22 protein-coding genes, 1 tRNA gene and 1 pseudogene are annotated in these 22199 nt (G+C 70.7%); 16 read left to right on the forward strand and 8 right to left on the reverse strand.

What is annotated here, in order from left to right:
• The 3 genes and pseudogenes from VHA72_RS14555 to VHA72_RS14565 all read left to right on the forward strand — a co-directional run.
• Nucleotides 1-218, forward strand: a pseudogene (locus VHA72_RS14555) (ATP-dependent sacrificial sulfur transferase LarE); the annotation flags it as partial.
• Nucleotides 219-227: 9 nt separating this feature from the next.
• Nucleotides 228-911, forward strand: a complete 684-nt coding sequence (locus tag VHA72_RS14560; protein WP_325576454.1) for a M50 family metallopeptidase — start codon at nucleotides 228-230, stop codon at nucleotides 909-911.
• Nucleotides 912-956: 45 nt separating this feature from the next.
• Entirely contained in the window at nucleotides 957-1355 is a 399-nt protein-coding gene (locus VHA72_RS14565) for a cold-shock protein (RefSeq protein WP_325576456.1), read from the forward strand.
• On the opposite strand, the gene VHA72_RS14570 is transcribed toward VHA72_RS14565, so the two are convergent.
• Nucleotides 1352-2770 carry an MFS transporter gene (locus VHA72_RS14570; RefSeq protein ID WP_325576457.1) on the reverse strand — a complete coding sequence of 473 codons (1419 nt, stop codon included), beginning with the start codon at nucleotides 2768-2770 and terminating at the stop codon, nucleotides 1352-1354. The two genes, VHA72_RS14565 and VHA72_RS14570, sit on opposite strands and share 4 nt — an antisense overlap.
• Nucleotides 2771-2802: 32 nt before the next feature.
• On the opposite strand from VHA72_RS14570, the gene VHA72_RS14575 reads away from it, so the two are divergent.
• Nucleotides 2803-3582, forward strand: coding sequence for a DUF3027 domain-containing protein (locus tag VHA72_RS14575; protein WP_325576458.1), 780 nt, complete (start codon nucleotides 2803-2805; stop codon nucleotides 3580-3582).
• Here the strand turns inward: VHA72_RS14575 and VHA72_RS14580 are convergent.
• Both VHA72_RS14580 and VHA72_RS14585 read right to left on the reverse strand, forming a co-directional pair.
• Nucleotides 3579-4193, reverse strand: coding sequence for a class I SAM-dependent methyltransferase (locus VHA72_RS14580; RefSeq protein WP_325576460.1), 615 nt, complete (start codon nucleotides 4191-4193; stop codon nucleotides 3579-3581). The two genes, VHA72_RS14575 and VHA72_RS14580, sit on opposite strands and share 4 nt — an antisense overlap.
• Nucleotides 4190-4429, reverse strand: a complete 240-nt coding sequence (locus tag VHA72_RS14585; RefSeq protein WP_325576462.1) for a DUF2530 domain-containing protein — start codon at nucleotides 4427-4429, stop codon at nucleotides 4190-4192. The genes VHA72_RS14580 and VHA72_RS14585 overlap by 4 nt, the downstream gene beginning before the upstream one ends.
• A 129-nt stretch (nucleotides 4430-4558) precedes the next feature.
• On the opposite strand from VHA72_RS14585, the gene VHA72_RS14590 reads away from it, so the two are divergent.
• The 6 genes from VHA72_RS14590 to tuf all read left to right on the forward strand — a co-directional run bounded on the left by VHA72_RS14590 (nucleotide 4559) and on the right by tuf (nucleotide 10788).
• The gene (locus VHA72_RS14590; protein ID WP_325576464.1) at nucleotides 4559-5002 is read left to right on the forward strand and encodes a MarR family winged helix-turn-helix transcriptional regulator; all 444 of its coding nucleotides are present in this window, start codon (nucleotides 4559-4561) and stop codon (nucleotides 5000-5002) included.
• Nucleotides 4999-6303 carry an MFS transporter gene (locus VHA72_RS14595; RefSeq protein WP_325576466.1) on the forward strand — a complete coding sequence of 435 codons (1305 nt, stop codon included), beginning with the start codon at nucleotides 4999-5001 and terminating at the stop codon, nucleotides 6301-6303. Before VHA72_RS14590 ends, VHA72_RS14595 begins: the two co-directional genes overlap by 4 nt.
• 177 nt (nucleotides 6304-6480) lie before the next feature.
• The gene (rpsL, locus tag VHA72_RS14600) at nucleotides 6481-6855 is read left to right on the forward strand and encodes a 30S ribosomal protein S12 (protein ID WP_325576468.1); all 375 of its coding nucleotides are present in this window, start codon (nucleotides 6481-6483) and stop codon (nucleotides 6853-6855) included.
• Nucleotides 6855-7325, forward strand: a complete 471-nt coding sequence (gene rpsG / locus VHA72_RS14605; RefSeq protein ID WP_280610198.1) for a 30S ribosomal protein S7 — start codon at nucleotides 6855-6857, stop codon at nucleotides 7323-7325. The genes rpsL and rpsG overlap by 1 nt, the downstream gene beginning before the upstream one ends.
• A gap of 78 nt (nucleotides 7326-7403) precedes the next feature.
• Complete coding sequence (gene fusA, locus VHA72_RS14610; protein ID WP_325576472.1) at nucleotides 7404-9524, forward strand: elongation factor G; 2121 nt, start codon at nucleotides 7404-7406, stop codon at nucleotides 9522-9524.
• A gap of 70 nt (nucleotides 9525-9594) precedes the next feature.
• Nucleotides 9595-10788, forward strand: a complete 1194-nt coding sequence (gene tuf / locus VHA72_RS14615) for an elongation factor Tu (protein WP_325576474.1) — start codon at nucleotides 9595-9597, stop codon at nucleotides 10786-10788.
• 172 nt (nucleotides 10789-10960) lie between these two features.
• On the opposite strand, the gene VHA72_RS14620 is transcribed toward tuf, so the two are convergent.
• Both VHA72_RS14620 and VHA72_RS14625 read right to left on the reverse strand, forming a co-directional pair.
• Nucleotides 10961-12031: an IS110 family RNA-guided transposase gene (locus tag VHA72_RS14620; RefSeq protein ID WP_325576476.1), complete on the reverse strand. Its 1071-nt coding sequence runs from the start codon at nucleotides 12029-12031 to the stop codon at nucleotides 10961-10963.
• Nucleotides 12032-12352: 321 nt separating this feature from the next.
• Nucleotides 12353-12823 (reverse strand): RrF2 family transcriptional regulator, encoded by a 471-nt coding sequence (locus VHA72_RS14625; RefSeq protein ID WP_325576478.1) that lies wholly within the window; start codon nucleotides 12821-12823, stop codon nucleotides 12353-12355.
• A gap of 64 nt (nucleotides 12824-12887) precedes the next feature.
• Between VHA72_RS14625 and VHA72_RS14630 the strand changes: the two genes are divergently transcribed.
• Nucleotides 12888-14009 (forward strand): geranylgeranyl reductase family protein, encoded by a 1122-nt coding sequence (locus tag VHA72_RS14630; protein WP_325576480.1) that lies wholly within the window; start codon nucleotides 12888-12890, stop codon nucleotides 14007-14009.
• On the opposite strand, the gene VHA72_RS14635 is transcribed toward VHA72_RS14630, so the two are convergent.
• From VHA72_RS14635 to VHA72_RS14645, 3 genes are read right to left on the reverse strand one after another with little or no spacing between them, the layout of a single operon-like run.
• Entirely contained in the window at nucleotides 14006-15703 is a 1698-nt protein-coding gene (locus VHA72_RS14635; protein WP_325576482.1) for a class I adenylate-forming enzyme family protein, read from the reverse strand. The two genes, VHA72_RS14630 and VHA72_RS14635, sit on opposite strands and share 4 nt — an antisense overlap.
• Nucleotides 15704-15712: 9 nt before the next feature.
• Nucleotides 15713-16174, reverse strand: a complete 462-nt coding sequence (locus tag VHA72_RS14640; protein WP_325576484.1) for an SRPBCC domain-containing protein — start codon at nucleotides 16172-16174, stop codon at nucleotides 15713-15715.
• Nucleotides 16171-16662, reverse strand: a complete 492-nt coding sequence (locus VHA72_RS14645; RefSeq protein WP_325576486.1) for a YajQ family cyclic di-GMP-binding protein — start codon at nucleotides 16660-16662, stop codon at nucleotides 16171-16173. Before VHA72_RS14645 ends, VHA72_RS14640 begins: the two co-directional genes overlap by 4 nt.
• A gap of 83 nt (nucleotides 16663-16745) precedes the next feature.
• Here VHA72_RS14645 and VHA72_RS14650 point away from each other — a divergent pair.
• From VHA72_RS14650 to treY, 5 genes are all read left to right on the forward strand, one after another.
• A tRNA-Tyr gene (locus VHA72_RS14650) sits at nucleotides 16746-16829 on the forward strand.
• 96 nt (nucleotides 16830-16925) lie between these two features.
• Nucleotides 16926-17384 carry a VanZ family protein gene (locus tag VHA72_RS14655; protein ID WP_325576488.1) on the forward strand — a complete coding sequence of 153 codons (459 nt, stop codon included), beginning with the start codon at nucleotides 16926-16928 and terminating at the stop codon, nucleotides 17382-17384.
• Between the two features lie 127 nt (nucleotides 17385-17511).
• Nucleotides 17512-17820 carry an STAS domain-containing protein gene (locus VHA72_RS14660; RefSeq protein WP_325576490.1) on the forward strand — a complete coding sequence of 103 codons (309 nt, stop codon included), beginning with the start codon at nucleotides 17512-17514 and terminating at the stop codon, nucleotides 17818-17820.
• Between the two features lie 43 nt (nucleotides 17821-17863).
• Nucleotides 17864-20038, forward strand: coding sequence for a glycogen debranching protein GlgX (gene glgX / locus VHA72_RS14665; protein WP_325576492.1), 2175 nt, complete (start codon nucleotides 17864-17866; stop codon nucleotides 20036-20038).
• Between the two features lie 3 nt (nucleotides 20039-20041).
• On the forward strand, nucleotides 20042-22199 hold a 2158-nt coding region (gene treY / locus VHA72_RS14670; protein WP_325576494.1), incomplete at its 3' end, for a malto-oligosyltrehalose synthase.

The following is a 22199-nucleotide window of genomic DNA, read 5'->3' on the forward strand; positions in this document are numbered from 1 at the left end:
GGGCCGAGGCCGCCGTCCGAGCCCTGGTCGCCAGCCGAGACCTGCGGGTGCGGGACCGCGGTGAGCGTGCCTCGGTCGAGATCGACGCCGCGCTGCTGCCGCTCCCGGTGGAGGTCGAACAGGCCGTCGTGGCCGCGGTTCGCGCGGTCGGCTTCCCCGACGCTGCGGTGGACCCGCGGGGCTTCCGCTCGGGCTCCCTCAACGACGCGCTGCGCTGAGGGCCGGGCGTGCTCTTCGCGACCCAGCCGGTGCCGTCCGCCCGCTGGGTGATCGGCTGCGGCGTGGTCGCCCTGGTGCTGGTCGCCCACCGGCGCACCTGGCCGTGGATCAGGCTCGCCACCACGGTGGTGCACGAGGCCGGCCATGCCCTGGTGGCGGTGCTGGTCGGGCGGCGGCTGGCCGGTATCCGGGTCCACTCCGACACCTCGGGGGTCACCGTCTCGCGCGGCCGCCCGCGCGGCCCCGGCATGGTGGCGATGCTGCTGGCCGGCTACCTGGCGCCCGGCGTACTCGGCCTGGTGGCGGCGCTGCTGTTCACCCACGGTCATGCGCTCGTGCTGCTGTGGCTGCTGGTCGCGGTGCTGCTCGGCGTGCTGGTGTGGGTGCGCAACGGCTACGGTCTGCTGACCGTGCTCGTGCTGGGCGCGGGGCTCGGCCTGGTCACCCGGTACGGCGACGCCCGCGTGCAGGCGGTGCTGGCCTGCGGGGTCGCCTGGCTCCTGCTGTTGGCCGCGCCCCGGCCGCTGGTCGACCTGCTGCGCCGCGGCCGGGCGGGCCGGCGCGGCTCGGACCCGGATCAACTCGCTCGGCTGACGCGGGTTCCCGCCGTACTGTGGATCCTGGCGCTGCTGCTCGCGGATCTCGCCGGCCTCGCGGTCGGTGCGGCCACGCTCGTGCCGCGCCTGTCGTAGGCTTTCCCGGCCCCGATGACACTGTTGATCAGAAGAGGTTGACCCGTGCCCACTGGCAAGGTGAAGTGGTTCGACGCCGAGAAGGGATTCGGCTTCCTGTCGCAGGAGGACGGCCCGGACGTCTACGTCCGCGCCGACGCGCTTCCGGCCGGAGCGGCGAAGACCCTCAAGGCCGGCACCCGGGTCGAGTTCGGCATCGCGCAGGGCCGCCGCGGCGACCAGGCGCTCCAGGTCCGCATCCTCGACGCGCCGGCCTCCGTGTCGCGCAACCAGCGCGCGGCGCAGCGCCGCAAGCCCGAGGAGATGGTGCTGATCGTGGAGAACGTCATCAAGCTCCTCGACGACATCCGGGAGGGCTACGAGCACGGCCGTCCGCCGACGCGCGAGCTGGCCCGCAAGGTCTCGCCGGCGCTGCGCTCGATCGCCGACGAGTTCGAGCTCTAAGGCGCCTCAGGCACGCCCCGAAGTCGACGCGGGCGGGTGGTGAGCACGTACGCGCACCACGACGTCAGCACGGCGAAGGCCACCCACATGCCCAGATGGGCGTGCAGCGGCAGCCCGATCCCGACGAACCCGCCGACCACCCACGCCAGCTGCAGGGTGGTGTCCGAGCGCGCGAACGCCGAGGTCTGCACCTGCTCGGGCACGTCGCGCTGGATGGTGGAGTCCAGGGAGAACTTCGCCAGCGCCTGGCCCAGCCCGGCCACCAGCCCGATCAGGGCGAGCACCGGGATGGAGTAGAAGAGCGCGCCCACCAGCGCCACCGCGGCATCGGCCACCAGCACCACCGTGACGGTGTACGCCGGTCGGATGCGCCGCATCAGCGACGCGGCCGTGACCCCGAGGAAGTTCCCGACGCCGGCGCCTCCGGCCACGATCCCGAGCAGCAGGGTGGAGTTCCAGCCGTCCAGCGGGTGCTCCTGCAGCAGGAACGCCATGAACATGAGCAGGAAGCCGTAGAGCCACTTGGGGGCGCAGTTGGCCCGCAGCGCGAACGCCACTCCCGAGGGGATCCGCACCTTCATCCGCCCGTCGCTGCCGCGCTCGGACGGGCCGAAGGTCAGCGACCCCTCGCCCTTGTTCGAGTCGACCGCGCCGGGTAGCCGGATCGCGCAGATGGTCGCGGCCACGAACAGCACCGTCGCCCAGCGCAGCACCCACTCGGGGCCGGCCAGCGAGCACAGCCCGGCGACCGGCGCCGAGATCGCCACCCCCACCATGCCCGACATCGAGACCCGGCCGTTGCCCTTGACCAGGGTGAAGCCGCGGGGGAGGAGGCGGGGCACGGCGGCGGCCCGGGTGACGCCGTACGCCTTGGACGCGACGAGCACGCCCAGGGCAGAGGGGAACATGGCCGGCGACTGGTGCGGGAGCGCGTCGGCGAGGATCCAGCACAGGAACGCGCGGGCCGCCATGGTCGCGCCGATCGCCCAGCGGCGGCCGTGCGCGATCCGGTCCAGGAACGGCCCCAGCAGCGGCGCCACGATCGCGAACGGCAGCATCGTCAGTCCGAGGAACAGCGCGACGTGGGAGCGGGACGACTCGCCGCCCGAGCCCGGCATCGAGAAGAACAGCGAGCCGGCCAGCGAGATCGCCACCGCGGCATCGCCCGCGGTGTTGAACGCGTGCATCTCGATCAGCCGGTTCAGCCCCGACTCCGAGGCGCCCTGGGCGTCGGCAGCGCGTCGCGCGGTGCGCACCGCGAACCGGCTGAATCGGCCCACCCCGCGACCCGTCGCCGCCAGGCCGCGCGCGGTCGCGCGAGCCGCCTGCGCCGCCCGCTGCGCGCCGCTGGGGATCATCTCGTCCTCGTCGGGCCCCGGGTGCGGATCCCGCCAGCGCTGCTCCTCCGAGGTCATGGCATCCATCCTGCCCTGTCTAGGATGTGCCCGTGACCACGACCGCCACGCCGTACGCCGATCCGGCCGCCCTCAGTGCCGTCGAGGACGCCCGTGCCGCACTCGTCGCCGACCTGGGCAGCGACGCCGGTGACGTCGGCGACCACCTCGGCCACCTGGTCGAGGGCGACGGCGTCGTGACGCATCTGTTCGCCTGCACCCGCAAGGGATACGTCGGCTGGCGCTGGTCGGTGACGGTCGCCCACGTCGCCGGCGGCCCGGTCACCGTCGACGAGCTCGTCCTGATCCCCGGTGACGAGGCGATCGTGGCGCCGGCGTGGGTGCCCTACCGTGAGCGGATCAAGCCCGGCGACCTCTCCCCGGGCGACCTGCTGCCGGTCGGCGACGACGATCCGCGGCTGGTGCCGACCTACTCCTTCGGCGACGACCCGCTCGACGCCGACGCCAAGGCGCAGGTCCGCCAGGTCGCCCAGGAGCTCGGCCTCGGCCGGGTGCGCACGCTCAGCCCGGAGGGCCTCGACCTCGCCGCCGAGCGCTGGTACGACGGCGACGGCGGCCCCACCGCCCCGATCGCGCAGGCGGCGCCGCACCACTGTCACAGCTGTGGGTTCCTGGTGCGGATCAACGGCCACCTCGCGCCGTACTTCGGGGTGTGCGCGAACGGCGACGCCAACGACGACGGCCGGGTGGTGAGCATGGACCACGGCTGCGGTGCGCACTCGGAGGTGCGGCTGTCGAAGAAGCAGGAGCCGCAGCCGCTTCCGCCGCCGGTGGTCGACACCCTGACCCCCGACGAGTTCGAGACCCTCTAGGCCACCCTCGAGGTCAGCGGAGCGCGGCTGAGCAGCCAGACGCTGTAGACGTCGTCGACCGGCCGCAGCTCGTAGCTGCCCACCCGCAGGTCGATCCGCAGCCCGCTCGCGGCCACGTCCTCCTCGAACTCCGCCACGGTGTAGGGGCGCGCGTGCACCGGCGGGTCCTGCAGGTGGAAGCCGACCAGGATGCGGCCGTCGTCGGCGAGCACGTCGCGCAGCGCGGCCAGCGCCGTACGCTCCGTGCCCTCGGCCAGGTAGACCATCACGTTGCCGACGCAGACCACCAGGTCGAACGGCCCGTCGGCCGGGGTCAGCGAGAGGATGTCGCGCTCCTCGATGGTCAGGTCGGGATAGGTGGCGCGCGCCTGCCGCACCAGCTCGGCCTCCGGCTCGATGGCGAGCACCTCGTGGCCGCGCCGGTGCAGAGCGGCGCCCACCCGGCCCATCCCGGCGCCGGCGTCGAGTACCCGGCCGCCCCGAGGGAGGAGGGCATCGGCCAGCCGGGCCTCGCCCTCCAGATCGGCGCCTGCGGCGATCAGGTCGGCGAAGCGCCGACCGTAGACCGTGTTGCGGTCGGCGGCCCGCCACCGCGTGCGGGGCGTGCTCATCGCCGTCGGGCCCGCCGACGCCGGCAGTAGTCGATCCCGATCGCGCCTAGGCCGAAGCCGGCCAGGCAGGTCCACAGCCACCAGCCGTGGCCGTCGGAGCGCAGCCGTCCATAGAACGGCAGCAGCCCCAGGAACGCCACCAGCCACAGCGCCGTCAGGACCTCGACGGTGCGCACGCCATCGACGTCCAGCGGCGGTACGTCGGCCACCAGCCGCCGCCTCTGCTCCTGCTCCACGCCGGCCACGGTAGCGGAGGCCGGGCGGCCCGGCCCGCCCCGCCCGGGCGGCGTGGGGAGGGCTGTGATGCCCCTCACCGCCGGTCGTCGGCGGAATAGTTAGCCGTGTTAATGACTTACACTAACGACATGACCACCCAGCAGCACACCCGGACGGACGCGGGGCTCGCCAGCGAGCTTCGGATCTCGGTGATGCGTCTGCGTCGTCGCCTCGCCAACGAGAGGCACCCCGACAACGACCTCTCCCTGGGCGCCATGGCCGTGCTCGCCGTCCTCAACCGTCGCGGTGAGATGACGCTGGGCGCGCTCGCCGAGGCCGAGAGTGTCCAGCCGCCGAGCATGACCCGGACGGTCAACTGCCTCGAGGAGGGCGGCTACGTCGTACGCCGCCCCGGCGAGACCGACCGCCGCCAGGTGCTGATCGCGATCACCGACCTGGGCCGCGCCACCGTCGCGGCCGACCGCGAGCGTCGGGACGCGTGGCTGGCGAAGCGGCTGGGTGCCCTGTCCGCCGATGAGCGCGCCGTGCTGCGCGCCGCCGCCCCGATTCTCGAAAGGATCGCCAACGAGTGAGTCCCACGTTCCGAGCCCTGCGCAACCCCAACTACCGCCTGTACCTGGCGGGGAGCATCGTCTCCAACACCGGTACCTGGCTTCAGCGCACCGCTCAGGACTGGCTCGTTCTCAAGCCGCTGCACGGTGGCGGCACCGATCTCGGCATCGTCACCGCACTCCAGTTCCTCCCGGTCCTGCTGCTGACGCCGTACGCCGGCGTCGTCGCCGACCGCTTCCCCAAGCGCCGGATGCTGCAGTGCACCCAGCTGGGCATGGCCGCGGCGTCGTTCGTCCTGGGCGTGCTGGCGCTGAGCGGTGCCGCGCAGATCTGGATGGTCTACGTCCTCAGCTTCCTCTTCGGGGTGGCGTCCTCCTTCGACGTGCCCGCCCGGCAGTCGTTCGTCTCCGAGATGGTCGGTCCCGACGACCTGACCAACGCGGTCGGCCTCAACTCGGCCAGCTTCAACACCGCCCGCATCGTCGGCCCGGCGCTGGCCGGCCTGCTGATCGCGGCCTTCGGCGGCGGAGCGACCGCCACCGGCATCGTCATCCTGCTCAACGCCGTCTCCTACCTGGCGGTGATCTACCAGCTCGAGCGGATGAACGCCGCCCTGCTGTTCAGCCCGCGTGTGCGCGCCCGCGGCCGCGGGGCACTGATGGACGGCGTGCGCTACGTGCGGACCCAGCCCAAGATGCTCTTCGTCCTGGTGCTGGTCTTCTTCGCCGGCACGTTCGGGATGAACTTCCAGATCACCTCCTCGATGATGGCCACCCAGGTCTTCGGCAAGGGTGCCGGCGAGTTCGGCATCCTCGGCTCGACGCTGGCGGTCGGCTCGCTGTGCGGCTCACTGATGGCGGCCCGGCGGGCGACCATCCCGCTGCGCCTGCTCGCGTTCGCCGGGACCGGGTTCGGGCTGGCGGAGATCGTCGCCGGCTCGCTGCCGACGTACACCGCCTTCGCGATCTTCTCCCCGGTCATCGGCTTCTGCACGATCACGCTGCTCAACAGCTCCAACGCCACCATGCAGATCGAGTCCGACCCGGCGATGCGCGGGCGGACCATGGCGCTCTACATGACGGTCGTCCAAGGCGGTACGCCGCTGGGCGCGCCGCTGATCGGCTGGCTGGGCCAGACCTGCGGGGCGCGCTGGATGCTGTGGCTCGGCGGTCTGCTGGTCCTGCTCGGCGTGGCGCTCGCGGTGGGCCTGCTGGTCCGCCTCCGGGGCGGCCGGGCCAGCGTTTTGACCCCTCTGAACGCGGCCGGTAGCCTTGTGGATCGTGTCTGGGACAACCAGGCCGTTGCGCGTGCTCGGAAATAGGTCGTCGAGTCAGGATCGTCGACCCCGGGTGCGCACGCTTCCCCGGTAGAAGGCGACACGCCCGACCTCGGGGGCGAGACGCCAGTGGTTGGTAGCGCACCAGCTGGACACGCCGGCAACACATCCCTTGTGGCAGAGCGCCGCTTGGTGAGAGCAGAAAAGAAGGGGAACCACCAGGTGCCCACCATTCAGCAGTTGGTCCGCAAGGGCCGCCAGGACAAGGCGTCCAAGACCAAGACGCCTGCCCTGAAGGGGTCTCCGCAGCGCCGTGGCGTCTGCACCCGCGTCTACACCACCACCCCGAAGAAGCCGAACTCCGCCCTGCGCAAGGTCGCCCGTGTGCGTCTGAGCAGCGGCGTCGAGGTCACCGCTTACATCCCGGGCGTGGGCCACAACCTCCAGGAGCACTCGATCGTGCTCGTCCGCGGCGGCCGGGTGAAGGACCTTCCCGGCGTCCGCTACAAGATCATCCGCGGCACCCTCGACACCCAGGGTGTGAAGAACCGCCAGCAGGCTCGCAGCCGCTACGGCGCCAAGAAGGAGAAGAAGTAATGCCGCGCAAGGGCCCGGCCCCGAAGCGGCCGATCGACGTCGACCCCGTCTACGGGTCCCAGCTGGTCACCCAGCTCGTCTCCAAGGTGCTGCAGGACGGCAAGAAGCAGGTCGCGCAGCGCATCGTCTACACCGCCCTCGAGGGCTGCCGCGAGAAGACCGGCACCGACCCGGTCGTCACGCTGAAGCGTGCGATGGACAACGTGAAGCCGGCGATCGAGGTCAAGTCCCGCCGCGTCGGCGGTGCGACGTACCAGGTGCCGATCGAGGTCAAGGGCACGCGCGGCACCACGCTCGCGCTGCGCTGGCTGGTCGGCTACGCGCAGGACCGTCGCGAGAAGACGATGGCCGAGCGCCTGATGAACGAGATCCTCGACGCCAGCAACGGCCTCGGTGCCGCGGTGAAGAAGCGCGAGGACACCCACAAGATGGCCGAGTCCAACAAGGCCTTCGCGCACTACCGCTGGTGACCTATGGGCGGGGGCCTGGCACCCGGGTCCCCGCTCCACCTGCTCTACCCGAGACTTTCTAAGGAACGCTGACACACAGTGGCTGTCGACATCACCACGGACCTCAAGGCCGTCCGCAACATCGGCATCATGGCGCACATCGACGCCGGCAAGACCACCACCACCGAGCGCATCCTGTTCTACACCGGCATCACCTACAAGATCGGTGAGGTCCACGAGGGCGCTGCCACGATGGACTGGATGGAGCAGGAGCAGGAGCGCGGCATCACGATCACGTCCGCCGCGACGACCTGCTGGTGGAAGAACCACCAGATCAACATCATCGACACCCCCGGCCACGTGGACTTCACCGTCGAGGTGGAGCGCGCACTGCGCGTTCTCGACGGCGCCGTCGCCGTCTTCGACGGCGTCGCCGGCGTGGAGCCCCAGTCGCAGACCGTGTGGCGCCAGGCCAACAAGTACGCCGTTCCGCGGATGTGCTTCGTCAACAAGCTCGACCGCACCGGCGCCGACTTCTACCGCGTCGTCGACTCCATCGTCGAGCGGCTCAACTCCACCCCGCTGGTGCTGCAGATCCCGATCGGCGCCGAGTCCGACTTCATCGGCGTCGTCGACCTGGTCGAGCAGCACGCCAAGGTGTGGCGTGGCGAGACCCAGATGGGTGAGGACTACACGGTCGAGGAGATCCCGGCCGATCTCGTCGACAAGGCCGCCGAGTACCGCGAGAAGCTCGTCGAGACCCTCGCCGAGGCCGACGACGACATCATGGAGACCTATCTGGAGGAGGGCGACGTCTTCGACGTGCCCACCCTCAAGGCCGCCATCCGCCGCGCGACCCTCGCCGACAAGCTGAACCCGATCCTGGGCGGCACCGCGTTCAAGAACAAGGGTGTCCAGCCCCTGCTCGACGCGGTCGTGGACTACCTGCCCTCGCCGGTCGACGTGGACGCGATCATCGGTCACAAGCCGGGTGACGAGTCGGAGGAGGCCGTGATCGAGCGCAAGCCGTCCGACTCCGAGCCGTTCTCCGGCCTGGCCTTCAAGATCGCCTCCGACCCGCACCTGGGCAAGCTCATCTACGTCCGCGTCTACTCGGGCAAGCTCGAGGCGGGCGCGACGGTGCTGAACTCGTCGAACGGCCGCAAGGAGCGGATCGGCAAGGTCTACCAGATGCACGCGAACAAGCGTGAGGAGATCGCGTCGGTCGGCGCCGGCCAGATCGTGGCCGTGATGGGTCTGAAGGACACCAAGACCGGTCACACCCTCTCCGACCCGGCCCACCCGGTCGTGCTCGAGTCGATGACCTTCCCGGCCCCGGTGATCGAGGTCGCGATCGAGCCGAAGACCAAGTCCGACCAGGAGAAGCTCGGCGTTGCGATCCAGCGTCTCGCCGAGGAGGACCCGACCTTCGTCGTCAAGACCGACGAGGAGACCGGCCAGACCATCATCGCCGGCATGGGCGAGCTCCACCTGGAGATCCTGGTCGACCGGATGAAGCGCGAGTTCCGCGTCGAGGCCACCGTCGGCAAGCCGCAGGTCGCCTACCGCGAGACCATCCGCGGCAGCGTCTCCGGTCACAGCTACACGCACAAGAAGCAGACCGGTGGCTCGGGTCAGTTCGCGAAGGTCGTCATGTCGATCGAGCCGAACATCGACCCCGAGACCGGCACCGGTGCGGGTTACGAGTTCGTCAATGCGGTCACCGGTGGTCGTGTGCCGAAGGAGTACATCCCCTCGGTCGACCAGGGCGCCCAGGAGGCCATGGAGTTCGGCGTGCTCGCCGGCTACCCGATGGTCGACGTGAAGGTGACCCTCGAGGACGGCGCCTACCACGACGTCGACTCCTCGGAGCTCGCGTTCAAGATCGCCGGCAACCAGGCCTTCAAGGAGGCCGCCCGCCAGGCGAAGCCGGTCCTGCTCGAGCCGATGTTCGCCGTCGAGGTGACCACCCCGGAGTCCTTCCTGGGTACTGTCATCGGTGACATCAACTCGCGGCGCGGCCAGATCCGTTCGCAGGAGGAGCGGCACGGCGACCTCGTCGTCAGCGCGCTCGTCCCGCTGTCCGAGATGTTCGGGTACGTCGGTGACCTCCGGTCGAAGACCAGCGGTCAGGCGTCGTACTCGATGGAGTTCGACTCGTACGCCGAGGTTCCCACGAACATCGCCGACGAGATCATCAAGAAGGCTCGCGGCGAGTAATCGTCCGGGACTTCGGCAGCACCACCCATCTGTACGAGTCAGGTAAGAAAACACACCAGGAGGAGCCCCAGTGGCTAAGGCGAAGTTCGAGCGGACCAAGCCGCACGTCAACATCGGTACCATCGGTCACATCGACCACGGCAAGACCACGCTGACCGCGGCGATCACCAAGGTCCTGCACGACAAGTACCCGGACCTGAACCCGTTCACCCCGTTCGACGAGATCGACAAGGCTCCCGAGGAGCGCCAGCGCGGTATCACGATCTCGATCGCGCACGTCGAGTACCAGACCGAGGCGCGCCACTACGCGCACGTCGACTGCCCGGGTCACGCGGACTACATCAAGAACATGATCACCGGTGCGGCCCAGATGGACGGCGCGATCCTCGTGGTCGCCGCCACCGACGGCCCGATGCCGCAGACCCGCGAGCACGTGCTGCTCGCCCGCCAGGTCGGCGTGCCGGCCCTGGTCGTGGCGCTCAACAAGTGCGACATGGTCGACGACGAGGAGCTCATCGAGCTCGTCGAGATGGAGGTGCGCGAGCTCCTCAACGAGTACGAGTTCCCGGGCGACGACATCCCGGTCGTGCGCGTGGCCGCCTTCCCGGCCCTGCAGGGCGACGCCAAGTGGGGCGAGTCGGTCTTCGAGCTCATGAACGCGGTCGACGAGTACATCCCGACCCCCGAGCGCGACACCGACAAGCCGTTCCTGATGCCCGTCGAGGACGTCTTCACGATCACCGGTCGTGGCACCGTCATCACCGGCCGTATCGAGCGCGGCATCGTCAAGGTCGGCGAGGAGGTCGAGATCGTCGGCATCCGCCCGACGTCGCAGAAGACCACCGTCACCGGTGTCGAGATGTTCCGCAAGCTCCTCGACGAGGGCCAGGCCGGTGAGAACGTCGGTCTGCTGCTCCGCGGTACCAAGCGCGAGGACGTCGAGCGCGGCATGGTCGTGATCAAGCCGGGCACCACCACCCCGCACACCAACTTCGAGGCGAGCGTCTACATCCTCTCGAAGGAGGAGGGCGGCCGTCACACGCCGTTCTTCAACAACTACCGCCCGCAGTTCTACTTCCGTACCACGGACGTGACGGGCGTCGTGACCCTGCCCGAGGGCACCGAGATGGTCATGCCGGGTGACAACACCGAGATGTCGGTCGAGCTCATCCAGCCCATCGCGATGGACGAGGGCCTGCGCTTCGCGATCCGTGAGGGTGGCCGCACCGTCGGTGCTGGCCGCGTCACCAAGATCGTCAAGTGATCTGAACGAGAGGCGCCGTAGCTACGGCTTCGGCGCCTCTCGCCATTTCGTGAGGGTGGCTTCGTGAGGGTGACCGGCCGAGCGCAATCCCGACCCCGCGCCGATCTCCCAAAATGTCACCGTGACACTTTGGGCGCGGAGTGACACTTCCGAAGTGACGCTCCTATGGATGTCAAGCCGTGATGGGGCCTCGCTCGAGTAGGCGGTATAGGTCTCGGGCGATGTAGCGCTTGAGGCAGCGTTTGATCTCTCGGCTGGTCTTGCCTTGGCTGGTGCGGCGCGCGACGTAGTCGCGCGTCGCATCGTCGTATCGGATCCGGGACAGCACGACTGTGTACAGCGCACTATTGAGCTGGCGATCGCCGTAGCGGTTGAGCCGGTGTCGGGTGGTGACCTGGCCGCTGTTGGCGGGGATCGGGGCGGCCCCGGCGAGCATCGCGAACGCGGCTTCGGAATGGATCCGGCCGGGGTGGGACCAGGCGCACAGCACGGTCGCGGCCACGATCGGGCCTACACCAGGCTCCTCAAGCAGGTCCGGGCGCCATGAGCGCACGATCGCAAGAATCGACTTCTCGTGCTCGGTCGCTTCGGCGGCCAGCGTGAGTGCCCGCCTGGCCAGGGATCGCAGCACCGTGACCGTGGTGGTGGTCTCGGTGTCCCACGAGGGATGGACACGCAGGTTGGCCGCGGTCTTGAGCATCGCGGGCAGCTTCTGATCGCGGAAACGTGCCCGGAGCGGCTCGGGTGCCGCGATGACCAGGCTGAAGACCTGGCGCTGAGCATCGCCGGCGGCCCGGACCGCGGAACGGCGCGCGGCCAGCAGCACTGCGAGCGCCTGTCGGTCCCCAGCACGGCGTGGGGTGCCCAGCCGGGGCCGGGCCAGTGCCTCACGGGCGGCGCGGACCGCATCCAGAGGATCGGACTTGGCACCGTTGCGCCGGTGGGCGCGTTCAGGTCGGTCGAGCTCGATCACGAGTTCCGCGCGGTCGAGCAGTACCCGTGTCAGCCCGGCACCGTGGCTGCCGGTGCCCTCGATGGCCCAGGCCCGCAGCCTGGAGTGCTGCTCAGCAAAGGCCACCAGGTCGGCGTAGCCAGCCGCGGTAGCGGGCGCCGTGATCTCGTCGAGGACGGCACCGGTGCGGGCGTCGACCACGGCAGCTGAATGAGTGTGGACGTGGGTGTCGACGCCGATGACGACATCGACGACCTCGCTCAGGCGCGTGAGATCGGTCAGACTGGTCACTGCATTCTCCTTTTGCCGGAGGGATGTGGTTTCCGGTCCGGGAGGAGGTTCGGCAGGACTGTGATGAGACACGGCGGGCGCTGTTATCGCTCGTCGGTCAAGCTCCTGATCAGGCCAGCTACTCCGACCGGGCCGGGCCGGCAACTGTCAGCGGACAAGTCACTTCCAGGGCACGAGGCCAGTCACCAAAGTGGGTCACGCTGTCAGCCACCGACCACAGCCCAGCACCATCAGGGCTGCAAAGCGATCCTCACAGTCACCCGCACCGCGAAGTGTCACGGTGACACTTTGGCGGGTGGGTGGACGGCCTGCGGCCGGCGCTCAGTGCGGCTGCCAGGCGTCCTCGTGGGCGGTCCGCTCGGTGACGACGGTGGGCAGCTGGCCGCTGGCGAGCTGCGCGATCGAGACCTGTTCGAAGACCTCGCGCAGGGAGTCGCGGGCGGCGATCCAGACGTGCTGGAGGACGTCGGCCCGGTCGTTGTAGGTGACCGCCTCGGGGCGCAGCCCGTAGACACTGACCAGCGGGCCGTCCACCGCCCGGATCACGTCGGCCACCGAGACCTTGTCGGCCGGCTTGGCCAGCCGCCAGCCGCCGGACTGGCCGCGCTGGGAGATCACGATGCCGGTCTTGCGCAGGTCCGCGAGGATCGCCTGCAGGAAGCCGTGAGGGATGTCCTGCTGCCGGCCCAGCTCCTCGGCGCTGACCGCGCGGCTGTTCTCGGCGGACTCGGCGCGCGCCGCCATCTCGATGAGCGCGCGCAGGGCGTAATCGGACTTCGCGGAGACTCGCACGGAGCCAGTGTCTCAGATGAGTCGATCAGATCGCTCGACTCGAGCATGTCTAGTCTCTTGGGTCATGCCGCAGGAGTACGACGTCATCGTGGTCGGGGCCGGCCCGGCCGGATCCTCGGCCGCCCGGGCGGCGGCCGAGGCGGGGCGGCGAGTGCTGCTCCTCGACCGGTCGGCCTTCCCTCGCTACAAGACCTGCGGTGGCGGCCTGATCGGGCCGTCGCTGCGGGCGATGGCGGGCGTGCCCGACCTGCCGATCCGAGACGATGTCACTCGGATCGCCTTCAGCTTCCGCGGCGGCCGCACCTCCGAGCGCGTCTCGGCCACCCCGGTGATCAGGACGGTGCTGCGCAGCGAGCTCGACGACCGGCTGGTGCGGGCGGCCGTCGCGGCCGGGGCGGAGTTCGTGGCGCCCTGTCAGGTGCGCGACATCGCCCAGTCGCCCGAGCTGGTCACGCTGACGACGTCGGTCGGCGAGCTGCGCGCCCGGACGGTCGTCGCCGCCGATGGCGCCTCCGGCCGCGCGTCGCGGGCGGTCGGCGTCGAGGTCGGCCGGGTCGACCTCGGTCTGGAGGTCGAGCTGGCTGCCGGCCCGCTCGCGTCCGCGTGGGCCGGCCGGATCCACCTCGACTGGGGCCCGCTGCCGGGCTCCTACGGCTGGGTCTTCCCCAAGGGCGACATCCTCACCGTCGGTGTGATCGCCCGTCGCGGCGCCGGCGAGGCCACCCGCGCCTACCTGCGCGACCTGCTGCGCCGCCAGGGCCTGGACGGCCTGCCGGTGATCCGCGACTCCGGACACCTGACCCGCTGTCGCACTGCGGGCTCGCCGGTGGCGAAGGGACGGATCCTCGCGGTCGGGGACGCCGCCGGACTGCTCGAGCCGTGGACCCGAGAGGGGATCTCCTTCGCGCTGCGCTCGGGCGCCCTCGCCGGTGCCGCCAGCGCGACCGAGGATCCTGCGGCCGCCTACCGCCGCGGGCTGGAGCGCGAGCTCCTGCCCGAGATGGCGGCGGGGGAGCGATGCCTGGCGGCGTACGAGCGGCGGCCGCGGGCCTTCCACGAGCTCATCACGCGTACGCCGCTGGGCTGGCGCGGTTTCGTCCGGCTCGCCTCGGGCGACACCACGCTGGCCCGGGCGATGCGGCACCGCTCGGTTCGGGTCGGGCTCGCGCTGCTGGGCGTGCGCTAAGCGGTCGCCTCCCGGATCAGCACGAACTTCTGGATCTTGCCGGTGGTCGTCTTCGGCAGCGCGTCGGCGTCGGCGAAGACGACCCGGCGCGGCACCTTGAACCCGGCGAGCTGGTCGCGGCAGTGCCGGACCAGCTCGGCCTCGGTGAGGGTGCTGCCCGGCGTACGCACCACCCAGGCCCAGCCGACCTCGCCGAGTCGGTTGTCGGGTACGCCGGCGACGTACGCCTGCTCGACGTCGGGATGGCCGGTGAGCACCTGCTCGACCTGCTTGGGCGCGACCAGCTCGCCGCCCACCTTGAACAGCTCCCCGCTGCGGCCGGTCAGCTCGAGGTAGCCGTCCGGGCGCACCCGGCCGAGGTCGCCGGTGCGCAGCCAGCCGTCGGCGTCGATCAGGGCGGCGCTGCGCTCGGGATCGCGGAAGTAGCCGCGCGTCACGATCGGCCCGCGCACGCTCAGCTCCCCCTCGGCGCCGGCGGTCAGCGCGGCGCCGCTGAACGGGTCGACGGTGCGATAGGCGGCCAGCGCGCCGTCCAGGTCGGCCGGGGCCGCGCAGCCGCCGAGCTTCATCCGGCCGACCGTCTCGGCGACCGCCTCGAGCGGATCGCCGGGCAGGGTGAGCGTGGTCGCCGCGGAGACCTCGGTCTGGCCGTAGCCGGTGAAGACCTGGCGCGGGCCCAGCACCTGGTCGATCTGCTCCCACAGCCGCACCGGTGCGGCCGCGGCGGCGGAGAAGACCGACTCGAGGCTGGAGGTGTCGTAGCGGCGCCGGGTCGCCTCCTCGACCACCGCCACGCTCATGGTCGGCACGAAGAGCACCTCCTGCACCCGGTGGGCCTGCACCGAGGTGAGGATGCTGCGCGGGTTGAAGACGGCATGGGGTACGACGGCGCCGCCGACGTAGAGCGCCGCGAGGAGGCCCTCGACGTACCCGAAGACGTGGTACATCGGCAGCGAGAAGCAGATCCGCCAGCCGTCGGTCATCGCCCGGTGGTACGCCGAGCCATAGGCGCTGCGCAGCACCATGTCGTGGGTCAGGACGGCGCCCAGCGGATGGCCGGAGGTGCCGGAGGTGAACACCACGTCGCAGGCGTCGTCGGGTCCGGCGGCGCTCTCCAGGGTGAGGACGGCGGCCTCGTCGATGCGGCGCCCGAGCTCGACCAGGCCGGTCAGATCCAGGGCGGCGGGGCGGCGTGCGTTGTCGACCAGGACGACCCCTCGCAGCCGCGGCACCTGGGCGCTGGACACGCCGGTCTCCCAGCCGGGCGCGAGCTCGTCGAGGACGGCGAGGTGGTCCACGCCGATGGCCGCGTCGATGCCGATCAGCACCTCGGCCTCGCAGGCGGCGAGCACGGTGGCCAGGTCGGCGGCCTGGTAGGAGAAGTTGATCGGCACCGCGGTCGCGCCCAGCCGGGCGATGGCGAGCTTGACCGCGACGAAGGCCGGGCGGTTGTCGATCACCATCGCCACCCGGTCGCCGGGCGCGACGCCCAGCGCGAACAGGCCGCGAGCGATGGCGCGCGACCTCTCCTGGACCTCGGCGTAGGTCAGGGCGGCGGTGTCGGTGAGGACGTAGGGACGCTGGCCGAAGCGCTCGACGGCACGGTCGAAGCGCTCCACCAGCGTCATCGGCTGCCAGCTTCCGAGGGAGGCGTCCAGCCGCGCGCGTCGCTGTTCGACGTCGGGTTGCGTCACGCCCCCGTTCTACACCCGTTCGGCGTGGGCGCGGAGGGCTTCGGCGTGCCGGCGGAAGCCGTCGGCCACCCGACCCGGTCCGGCGAGGCGGACCAGTGGCCCGGAGAACTCCTCCACGGTCGTGTACGTCGTGGGGCCGTCGGGGCGCTGTGTCAGCCGCTGGTGCCGCGTCCCGCGGATCAGGCCGAGCCGGGACGGCCAGCCCCGGTAGACGTAGGAGAGCCGGGCCGTGGTGGCGCCGTCGGCCGCGGTCGCGGGTGGATCGAGCGCACTGATCCGCTCCGGGGAGCGGCTGCGCCGGCCGTCCGACCACACCACGTGCAGCACGATCGGGTTGCCCACCCGTGGCGGCTGCGGGGTCTCGACACGGACCACGAAGGGGTTCCAGGCGCCGTACTCCTCGGTGGCGAGGATGATCCGCCACACCGTCGCCAGCGGGGCGTCGATCTCGACCGAGGCGGACGGGTTCATCGGTAGTTGGTGAACTGCACCGCGAAGTCGTAGTCCTGGCCCTTGACCAGCGCGATCACGGCCTGGAGGTCGTCGCGCGACTTGGAGGAGACCCGCAGCTCGTCGCCCTGGATCTGCGTCTTGACGCCCTTGGGGCCCTCGTCGCGGATCAGCTTGGCGACCTTCTTGGCATCCTCCGAGGTGATGCCCTCTTTGAGCGTGATAGCGATCTTGGACTGCTGACCGGACTGGCGCGGCTCGCCGGCGTCGAGGACCTTGAGCGAGACCCCGCGCTTGACCAGCTTGCCCTTGAAGACGTCGAGTACGGCGTTGGCCCGGTCGTCGGCTGAGGCGCTGATCTCGATCGCGTGCTCACCCTTCCACTCGATGGTCGCGCCGGTGCCCTTGAAGTCGAACCGGGTCGCCACCTCCCGCGCGGTCTGGCCCAGCGCGTTGTCGACCTCCTGCCGGTCGATCTTGCTGACGATGTCGAAGGACGAGTCGGCCATGGCGGGCTCCGTTTTCTCTCGGGGGTGGTGCCTGGGCTATTCTTCCCAACCGTTGCCAACCCGGCCAGCCGGGGGAGCGACACGGCAGGTTGCCCGAGCGGCCAATGGGAGCGGACTGTAAATCCGTCGCGAAAGCTACAGTGGTTCGAATCCACTACCTGCCACCAGCAAGGCCCCGAGTCGGTGACTCGGGGCCTTCGTCGTTCCCCGTCGCCGCACCTGGACGCCGGATCGGGTTGGGTGGCGTCAGTCAGACTGGCGGGATGCTCCATCGTCATCCGTTCCTGAGCCTCCTCACCGGCGGCTACCTGTTCTTCGTCGCCTGGCTGACGCTGACTCCGCAGAACGAGCACACCGGCCAGGCGCAGATCGCCGAGCGGATCCTGACGGCGCTGCATCAGCGTGGGTACGCCGAGGCGATCGACTACTCGCGCTTCGAGTTCCTCGCCAACATCGCACTCTTCGTGCCCGTCGGCATGTTCCTGTTGCTGCTGTTCGGCGCGGGCGGATGGTGGCTGGCGCTACTCGCGTCGTTCGCAATGACCGTCGGGATCGAGTCGTTGCAACACGAGATCCCGGGCCGCGTTCCCGACGAGCGCGATCTGGTCGCCAATGGCACCGGTGCCGCCATCGGCATCGTCGTCGCACTCGTCCTCACCCTCCCCGCCACCCTGCGCCGGCGACGACGACGCCGGGACCGCGCGGCCGCCCACTTCGCTTGAGCTGACGCGTTGCTTTGAGGTGACGCGCCGAACGGGCGGGAGGCCCTCTCCGTGCCCGAGCGTGGTTCAAAGGTGTCGCCGCCGAGCTTGTCGCGCATGGAAATCGCCCCACGGGGAATCTGCGGGCATGGCCAGGGCTTCCTTCACGTGTGCGTTCGACGAGCAGACGCGCACACTCACGCTCAGCGGCGACGTGGACGAGGCGGGCGCACATGAGCTCCGCCGCCGGCTCGCGGCGCTCATGCACGATCGCGCCAGCTCGGTGATCATGGACCTCGGCTCGGTCCACTCGCTGCCCGGCTCCGCGGTCGGTGAGATCGCCGCGGCCCGGGCCGGGATGAGGGCTCGGTTCGCCACCCTCACGCTGGTCGCGCCGGAGGGGTCGGTCGCGCGCAGCGTGCTGGCGCGCTTCGGGATGTCGGCGCGCGACGCCTGAAGTCGCTCACGCGGGGTACCCGTCGCGCCAGGGAGGGGGCGGTATGGAGATCTGGCCGGGCCAGCCGTATCCGTTGGGAGCGACGTTCGACGGCAACGGCACCAACGTCGCGCTGTTCAGCGAGGTCGCCGACGGCGTCGAGCTGTGCCTGTTCGACGCCGAGGGCGGCGAGGAACGGGTCGCCCTCACCGAGGTCGACGCCTACGTCTGGCACGGCTACCTGCCGGGTGTGCAGCCGGGCCAGCGCTATGGCTACCGGGTGCACGGACCGTGGGACCCCACCCGCGGCCTGCGCTGCAACCCGAGCAAGCTGCTGCTCGACCCCTACGCCAAGGCGACCGTGGGCGACATCGACGGGGACCAGAGCCTGTTCGGCTACGCGTTCGGCGATCCCGACTCCCGCAACGACGACGACTCCGCCGGCCACATGATGCTCGGGGTGGTGGTCAACCCGTTCTTCGAGTGGGAGGGCGACCGCCGGCTGGCCTATCCCTACACCGAGTCGGTCATCTACGAGGCGCACGTCAAGGGGCTGACCCGGCTGCACCCCGACGTGCCCGAGGACCAGCGCGGCACGTACGCCGGGCTGGCGCATCCGGCCGTCATCGACCACCTACTCAGGCTGGGGGTGACCGCGATCGAGCTGATGCCGGTGCACCAGTTCGTGCAGGACAGCACCCTGCTCGACAAGGGCCTGCGCAACTACTGGGGCTACAACACCCTCGGCTTCTTCGCCCCGCACGCGGCGTACGCCAGCCGGCGTCCGGCGGCAGTGGGAGAGGCGGTCGCCGGGCAGCAGGTGCAGGAGTTCAAGCAGATGGTCAAGACCCTGCACGCGGCCGGCATCGAGGTGATCCTCGACGTGGTCTACAACCACACCGCGGAGGGCAACCATCTCGGTCCGACCTTGAGCTTCAAGGGGATCGACAACCCGGCGTACTACCGCCTGGTCGAGGAGGACCCGCGCTACTACATGGACTACACCGGCACGGGGAACAGCCTCAACGTCCGCCAACCGCACAGCCTGCAGCTGATCATGGACTCGCTGCGCTACTGGGTCACCGAGATGCACGTCGACGGGTTCCGCTTCGACCTGGCCGCGACCCTGGCGCGCGAGTTCTACGACGTCGACCGGCTGGCGTCCTTCTTCGAACTGGTGCAGCAGGACCCGGTGGTCTCGCAGGTCAAGCTGATCGCCGAGCCGTGGGACGTCGGGCCGGGCGGCTACCAGGTGGGCGGCTTCCCGCCGCTGTGGACCGAGTGGAACGGCAAGTTCCGCGACACCGTGCGCGACTTCTGGCGCGGCGAGCCGTCGCTGGGCGACTTCGCCTCCCGGCTGTCCGGCTCCAGCGACCTCTACGAGCACTCCGGGCGCCGCCCGTTCGCGAGCATCAACTTCGTCACCGCGCACGACGGCTTCACGCTGCGCGACCTGGTCTCCTACGACGAGAAGCACAACGAGGCCAACGGCGAGGAGAACAACGACGGCGAGAGCCACAACCGCTCGTGGAACCACGGCGTCGAGGGCCCGACCGACGATCCCGCGGTCCTCGCCGAGCGCGCCCGCAGCCAGCGCAACCTGCTGGTCACGCTGCTGCTCTCCCAGGGTGTGCCGATGCTGTTGCACGGCGACGAGATCGGGCGCACGCAGCAGGGCAACAACAACACCTACGCGCAGGACAACGAGCTCAGCTGGGTGCACTGGGATCAGGCCGACGAGCCGCTGCTGGAGTTCGCCTCGGCGCTGATCCGGCTCCGGCGTACCCACCCCACGTTCCGCCGGCGGCGCTTCTTCACCGGCGAGGCGGGTGCCGGCGACCGCCTCGACGACATCGTCTGGCTCCACCTCGAGGGACGGCCGATGGCCGACGACGACTGGCAGGTGCCGCAGACCCAGGCCGTGGGCATGTACCTCAACGGGCAGGGCATCGCCGGCACCGACGAGCGCGGCCGGCCCATCGTGGACGACCACTTCCTGCTGTACTTCAACGCCGACGGCGAAGCCACGGCGACGCTGCCGCCCGAGGTGTACGCCGAGGCCTGGGACGTGGTGATCGACACCGGCGGCCCCGCCCACCCGCCCACCGGGCTGGCCGCCGGCTCGACGATCACCGTCGCCCCGCGCAGCGTGGTGGTGCTCCAGCAGCATCGGGAGCCGCCGGCTCCGCCCGACCACTCGGTCGCCGCCTCGGTGGCGGCGCAGGCGAAGGGGCAATGACGGGTGCGTGTCCCGGCGAACACCTACCGGCTGCAGCTGACGGCCGACTTCGACCTGGCCGCCGCCGCGTCCCTGCTGCCCTACCTCCGGGCGCTGGGGGTGGACTGGGTCTACCTCTCGCCGTTGCTCGCGGCCGAGCCCGGCAGCGAGCACGGCTACGACGTGGTCGCCCACGACCACGTCGACGAGGCCCGCGGTGGCGCGGCCGGTCTGGCGGCGCTGTCGGCACAGGCGCGGTGGCTGGGCATGGGCGTGCTGGTCGACATCGTGCCCAACCACGTCGGCGTCGCGACCCCGCACGAGGATCCGTGGTGGTGGGACGTGCTGCGGCTGGGCCGCGCCTCGCCGTACGCCGAGGCCTTCGACATCGACTGGCATGCCGGCCACGAGCGGCTGCGCATCCCGGTCGTGGGGGACGAGGACCTGCTTCCGAACGGACACATCGCTCACCTGGCGGTGGTCGAGGGCGCCGACGGTCCCGAGCTCGCCTACCACGACAACCTCTATCCGATCGCGCCCGGAACGGCCGGCGATCCCGCGGGTGCGGACCTGGATGCCTGGGCCAACGCGGTGCACGAGCGGCAGCACTACGAGCTCGTCTCGTGGCGGGAGGCCGACCACGCGCTCAATTACCGCCGGTTCTTCGCCGTCAACACGCTGGCGGCGGTCCGGGTGGAGGAGCCGGAGGTCTTCGCCGAGAGCCATCGTGAGATCAAGCGCTGGTTCGACGAGGGGCTCGTCGCCGGGCTGCGAGTCGATCACCCCGACGGGCTGCGCGACCCGCGGGGCTATCTCGAGGACCTCGCCGACCTCACCGGTGGCGCCTATGTGCTGGTGGAGAAGATCCTCGAGCCGGGCGAGCACCTGCCCAGGTCGTGGGCGACGGCCGGGACGACCGGATACGACGTACTCGGGCTCATCGACCGGGTCCTCACCGACCCGGCCGGCGAGGAGCCGCTGGACGCGCTGGAGACGCGGCTGCGTGGCGGGCCGGTCGACTGGGCGGCGATGGTGCACGATCGCAAGCGCGAGGTGGCCGACGGGATGCTCCGTTCGGAGGTCAAGCGGATCGTGCGCGACCTACGCCGGCACCTTCCCGTCGTACCCGCCTTTCGGGCCGAGGACGCCGTGGCCGAGCTGATGGCGTGCTTCCCCGTCTACCGGTCCTACCTCCCCGAGGGTCGCGAGCACCTGGACCGGGCGTTCGCCGCGGCCCGGGCCTCGCGACCCGACCTCGCGGCCACGTTCGATGCGCTGGAGCCCTGGTTGACCAGCCCCGACCTCGCCGCCAGCAAGCGGTTCCAGCAGACCAGCGGCATGGTGATGGCCAAGGGCGTGGAGGACTGCGCGTTCTACCGCTGGTCGCGGCTCACCTCCCTGAACGAGGTCGGTGGCGACCCGGCGCACTTCGCGGTGGGCGTGGCGGAGTTCCACGACGCGATGGCGGTGCGCCAGCGGGACTGGCCGTACGCAATGACGACGACGTCGACACACGACACCAAGCGGGGCGAGGACGTGCGCGCCCGGATCGCCGTCCTGTCCGAGCTTCCGGAGGCGTGGGCGCGGACGCTGGGGGAACTGCTGACCCTCACGCCGGTCCCGGACCCGGGCTTCGGTGCGCTGCTGTGGCAGGCGGCGCTCGGCGCCTGGCCGATCTCGCGGGAGCGGCTGCAGGCCTACGCCGAGAAGGCGATGCGGGAGGCCGGCGACCACACCACCTGGACCGAGCCGGACGCCGACTACGAGGCGGCCGTCCACCGCGCCGCCGGTTCGCTGTACGACGACCCCCAGGTGCAGCGCTGCTTTCACGCGTTCCTGGAGTGGATCGTCGATCCGGGCTGGAGCAACGCCCTGGCCGCCAAGCTGATCGCGCTCACCATGCCCGGCGTACCCGACGTCTACCAGGGCAGCGAGCTGTGGGAGCAGAGCCTGGTCGACCCCGACAACCGGCGGCCGGTGGACTTCGCGCGGCGTGCCGACCTGCTGGCGGCGATCACCTCCGGGGCGGAGGCGGCGATCACCTCCGGGGCGGAGGTGGTGGCGCCGCACGGCGTGGAGGACGCCGGCGCTGCGAAGCTGTTGGTCGTGCACCGGGCGCTGACGTTGCGCCGTGACCGGCCCGAGCTGTTCTCGTCCTACGCGCCGGTCGACGCCGTCGGCG

Source organism: Nocardioides sp. (assembly GCF_035547795.1).
GTDB lineage: Bacteria > Actinomycetota > Actinomycetes > Propionibacteriales > Nocardioidaceae > Nocardioides.

What these genes read in the sequence shown, in the direction of transcription:
- VHA72_RS14580 (WP_325576460.1), bottom strand. Translation starts at nt 4,193, where the DNA reads ATGAGCACGCCCCGCACGCGGTGGCGGGCCGCCGACCGCAACACGGTC.
- VHA72_RS14640 (WP_325576484.1), bottom strand. Translation starts at nt 16,174, where the DNA reads ATGAACCCGTCCGCCTCGGTCGAGATCGACGCCCCGCTGGCGACGGTG.
- rpsG (WP_280610198.1), top strand. Translation starts at nt 6,855, where the DNA reads ATGCCGCGCAAGGGCCCGGCCCCGAAGCGGCCGATCGACGTCGACCCC.
- VHA72_RS14570 (WP_325576457.1), bottom strand. Translation starts at nt 2,770, where the DNA reads ATGACCTCGGAGGAGCAGCGCTGGCGGGATCCGCACCCGGGGCCCGAC.
- VHA72_RS14630 (WP_325576480.1), top strand. Translation starts at nt 12,888, where the DNA reads ATGCCGCAGGAGTACGACGTCATCGTGGTCGGGGCCGGCCCGGCCGGA.
- VHA72_RS14590 (WP_325576464.1), top strand. Translation starts at nt 4,559, where the DNA reads ATGACCACCCAGCAGCACACCCGGACGGACGCGGGGCTCGCCAGCGAG.
- glgX (WP_325576492.1), top strand. Translation starts at nt 17,864, where the DNA reads ATGGAGATCTGGCCGGGCCAGCCGTATCCGTTGGGAGCGACGTTCGAC.
- VHA72_RS14645 (WP_325576486.1), bottom strand. Translation starts at nt 16,662, where the DNA reads ATGGCCGACTCGTCCTTCGACATCGTCAGCAAGATCGACCGGCAGGAG.
- VHA72_RS14660 (WP_325576490.1), top strand. Translation starts at nt 17,512, where the DNA reads ATGGCCAGGGCTTCCTTCACGTGTGCGTTCGACGAGCAGACGCGCACA.
- VHA72_RS14655 (WP_325576488.1), top strand. Translation starts at nt 16,926, where the DNA reads ATGCTCCATCGTCATCCGTTCCTGAGCCTCCTCACCGGCGGCTACCTG.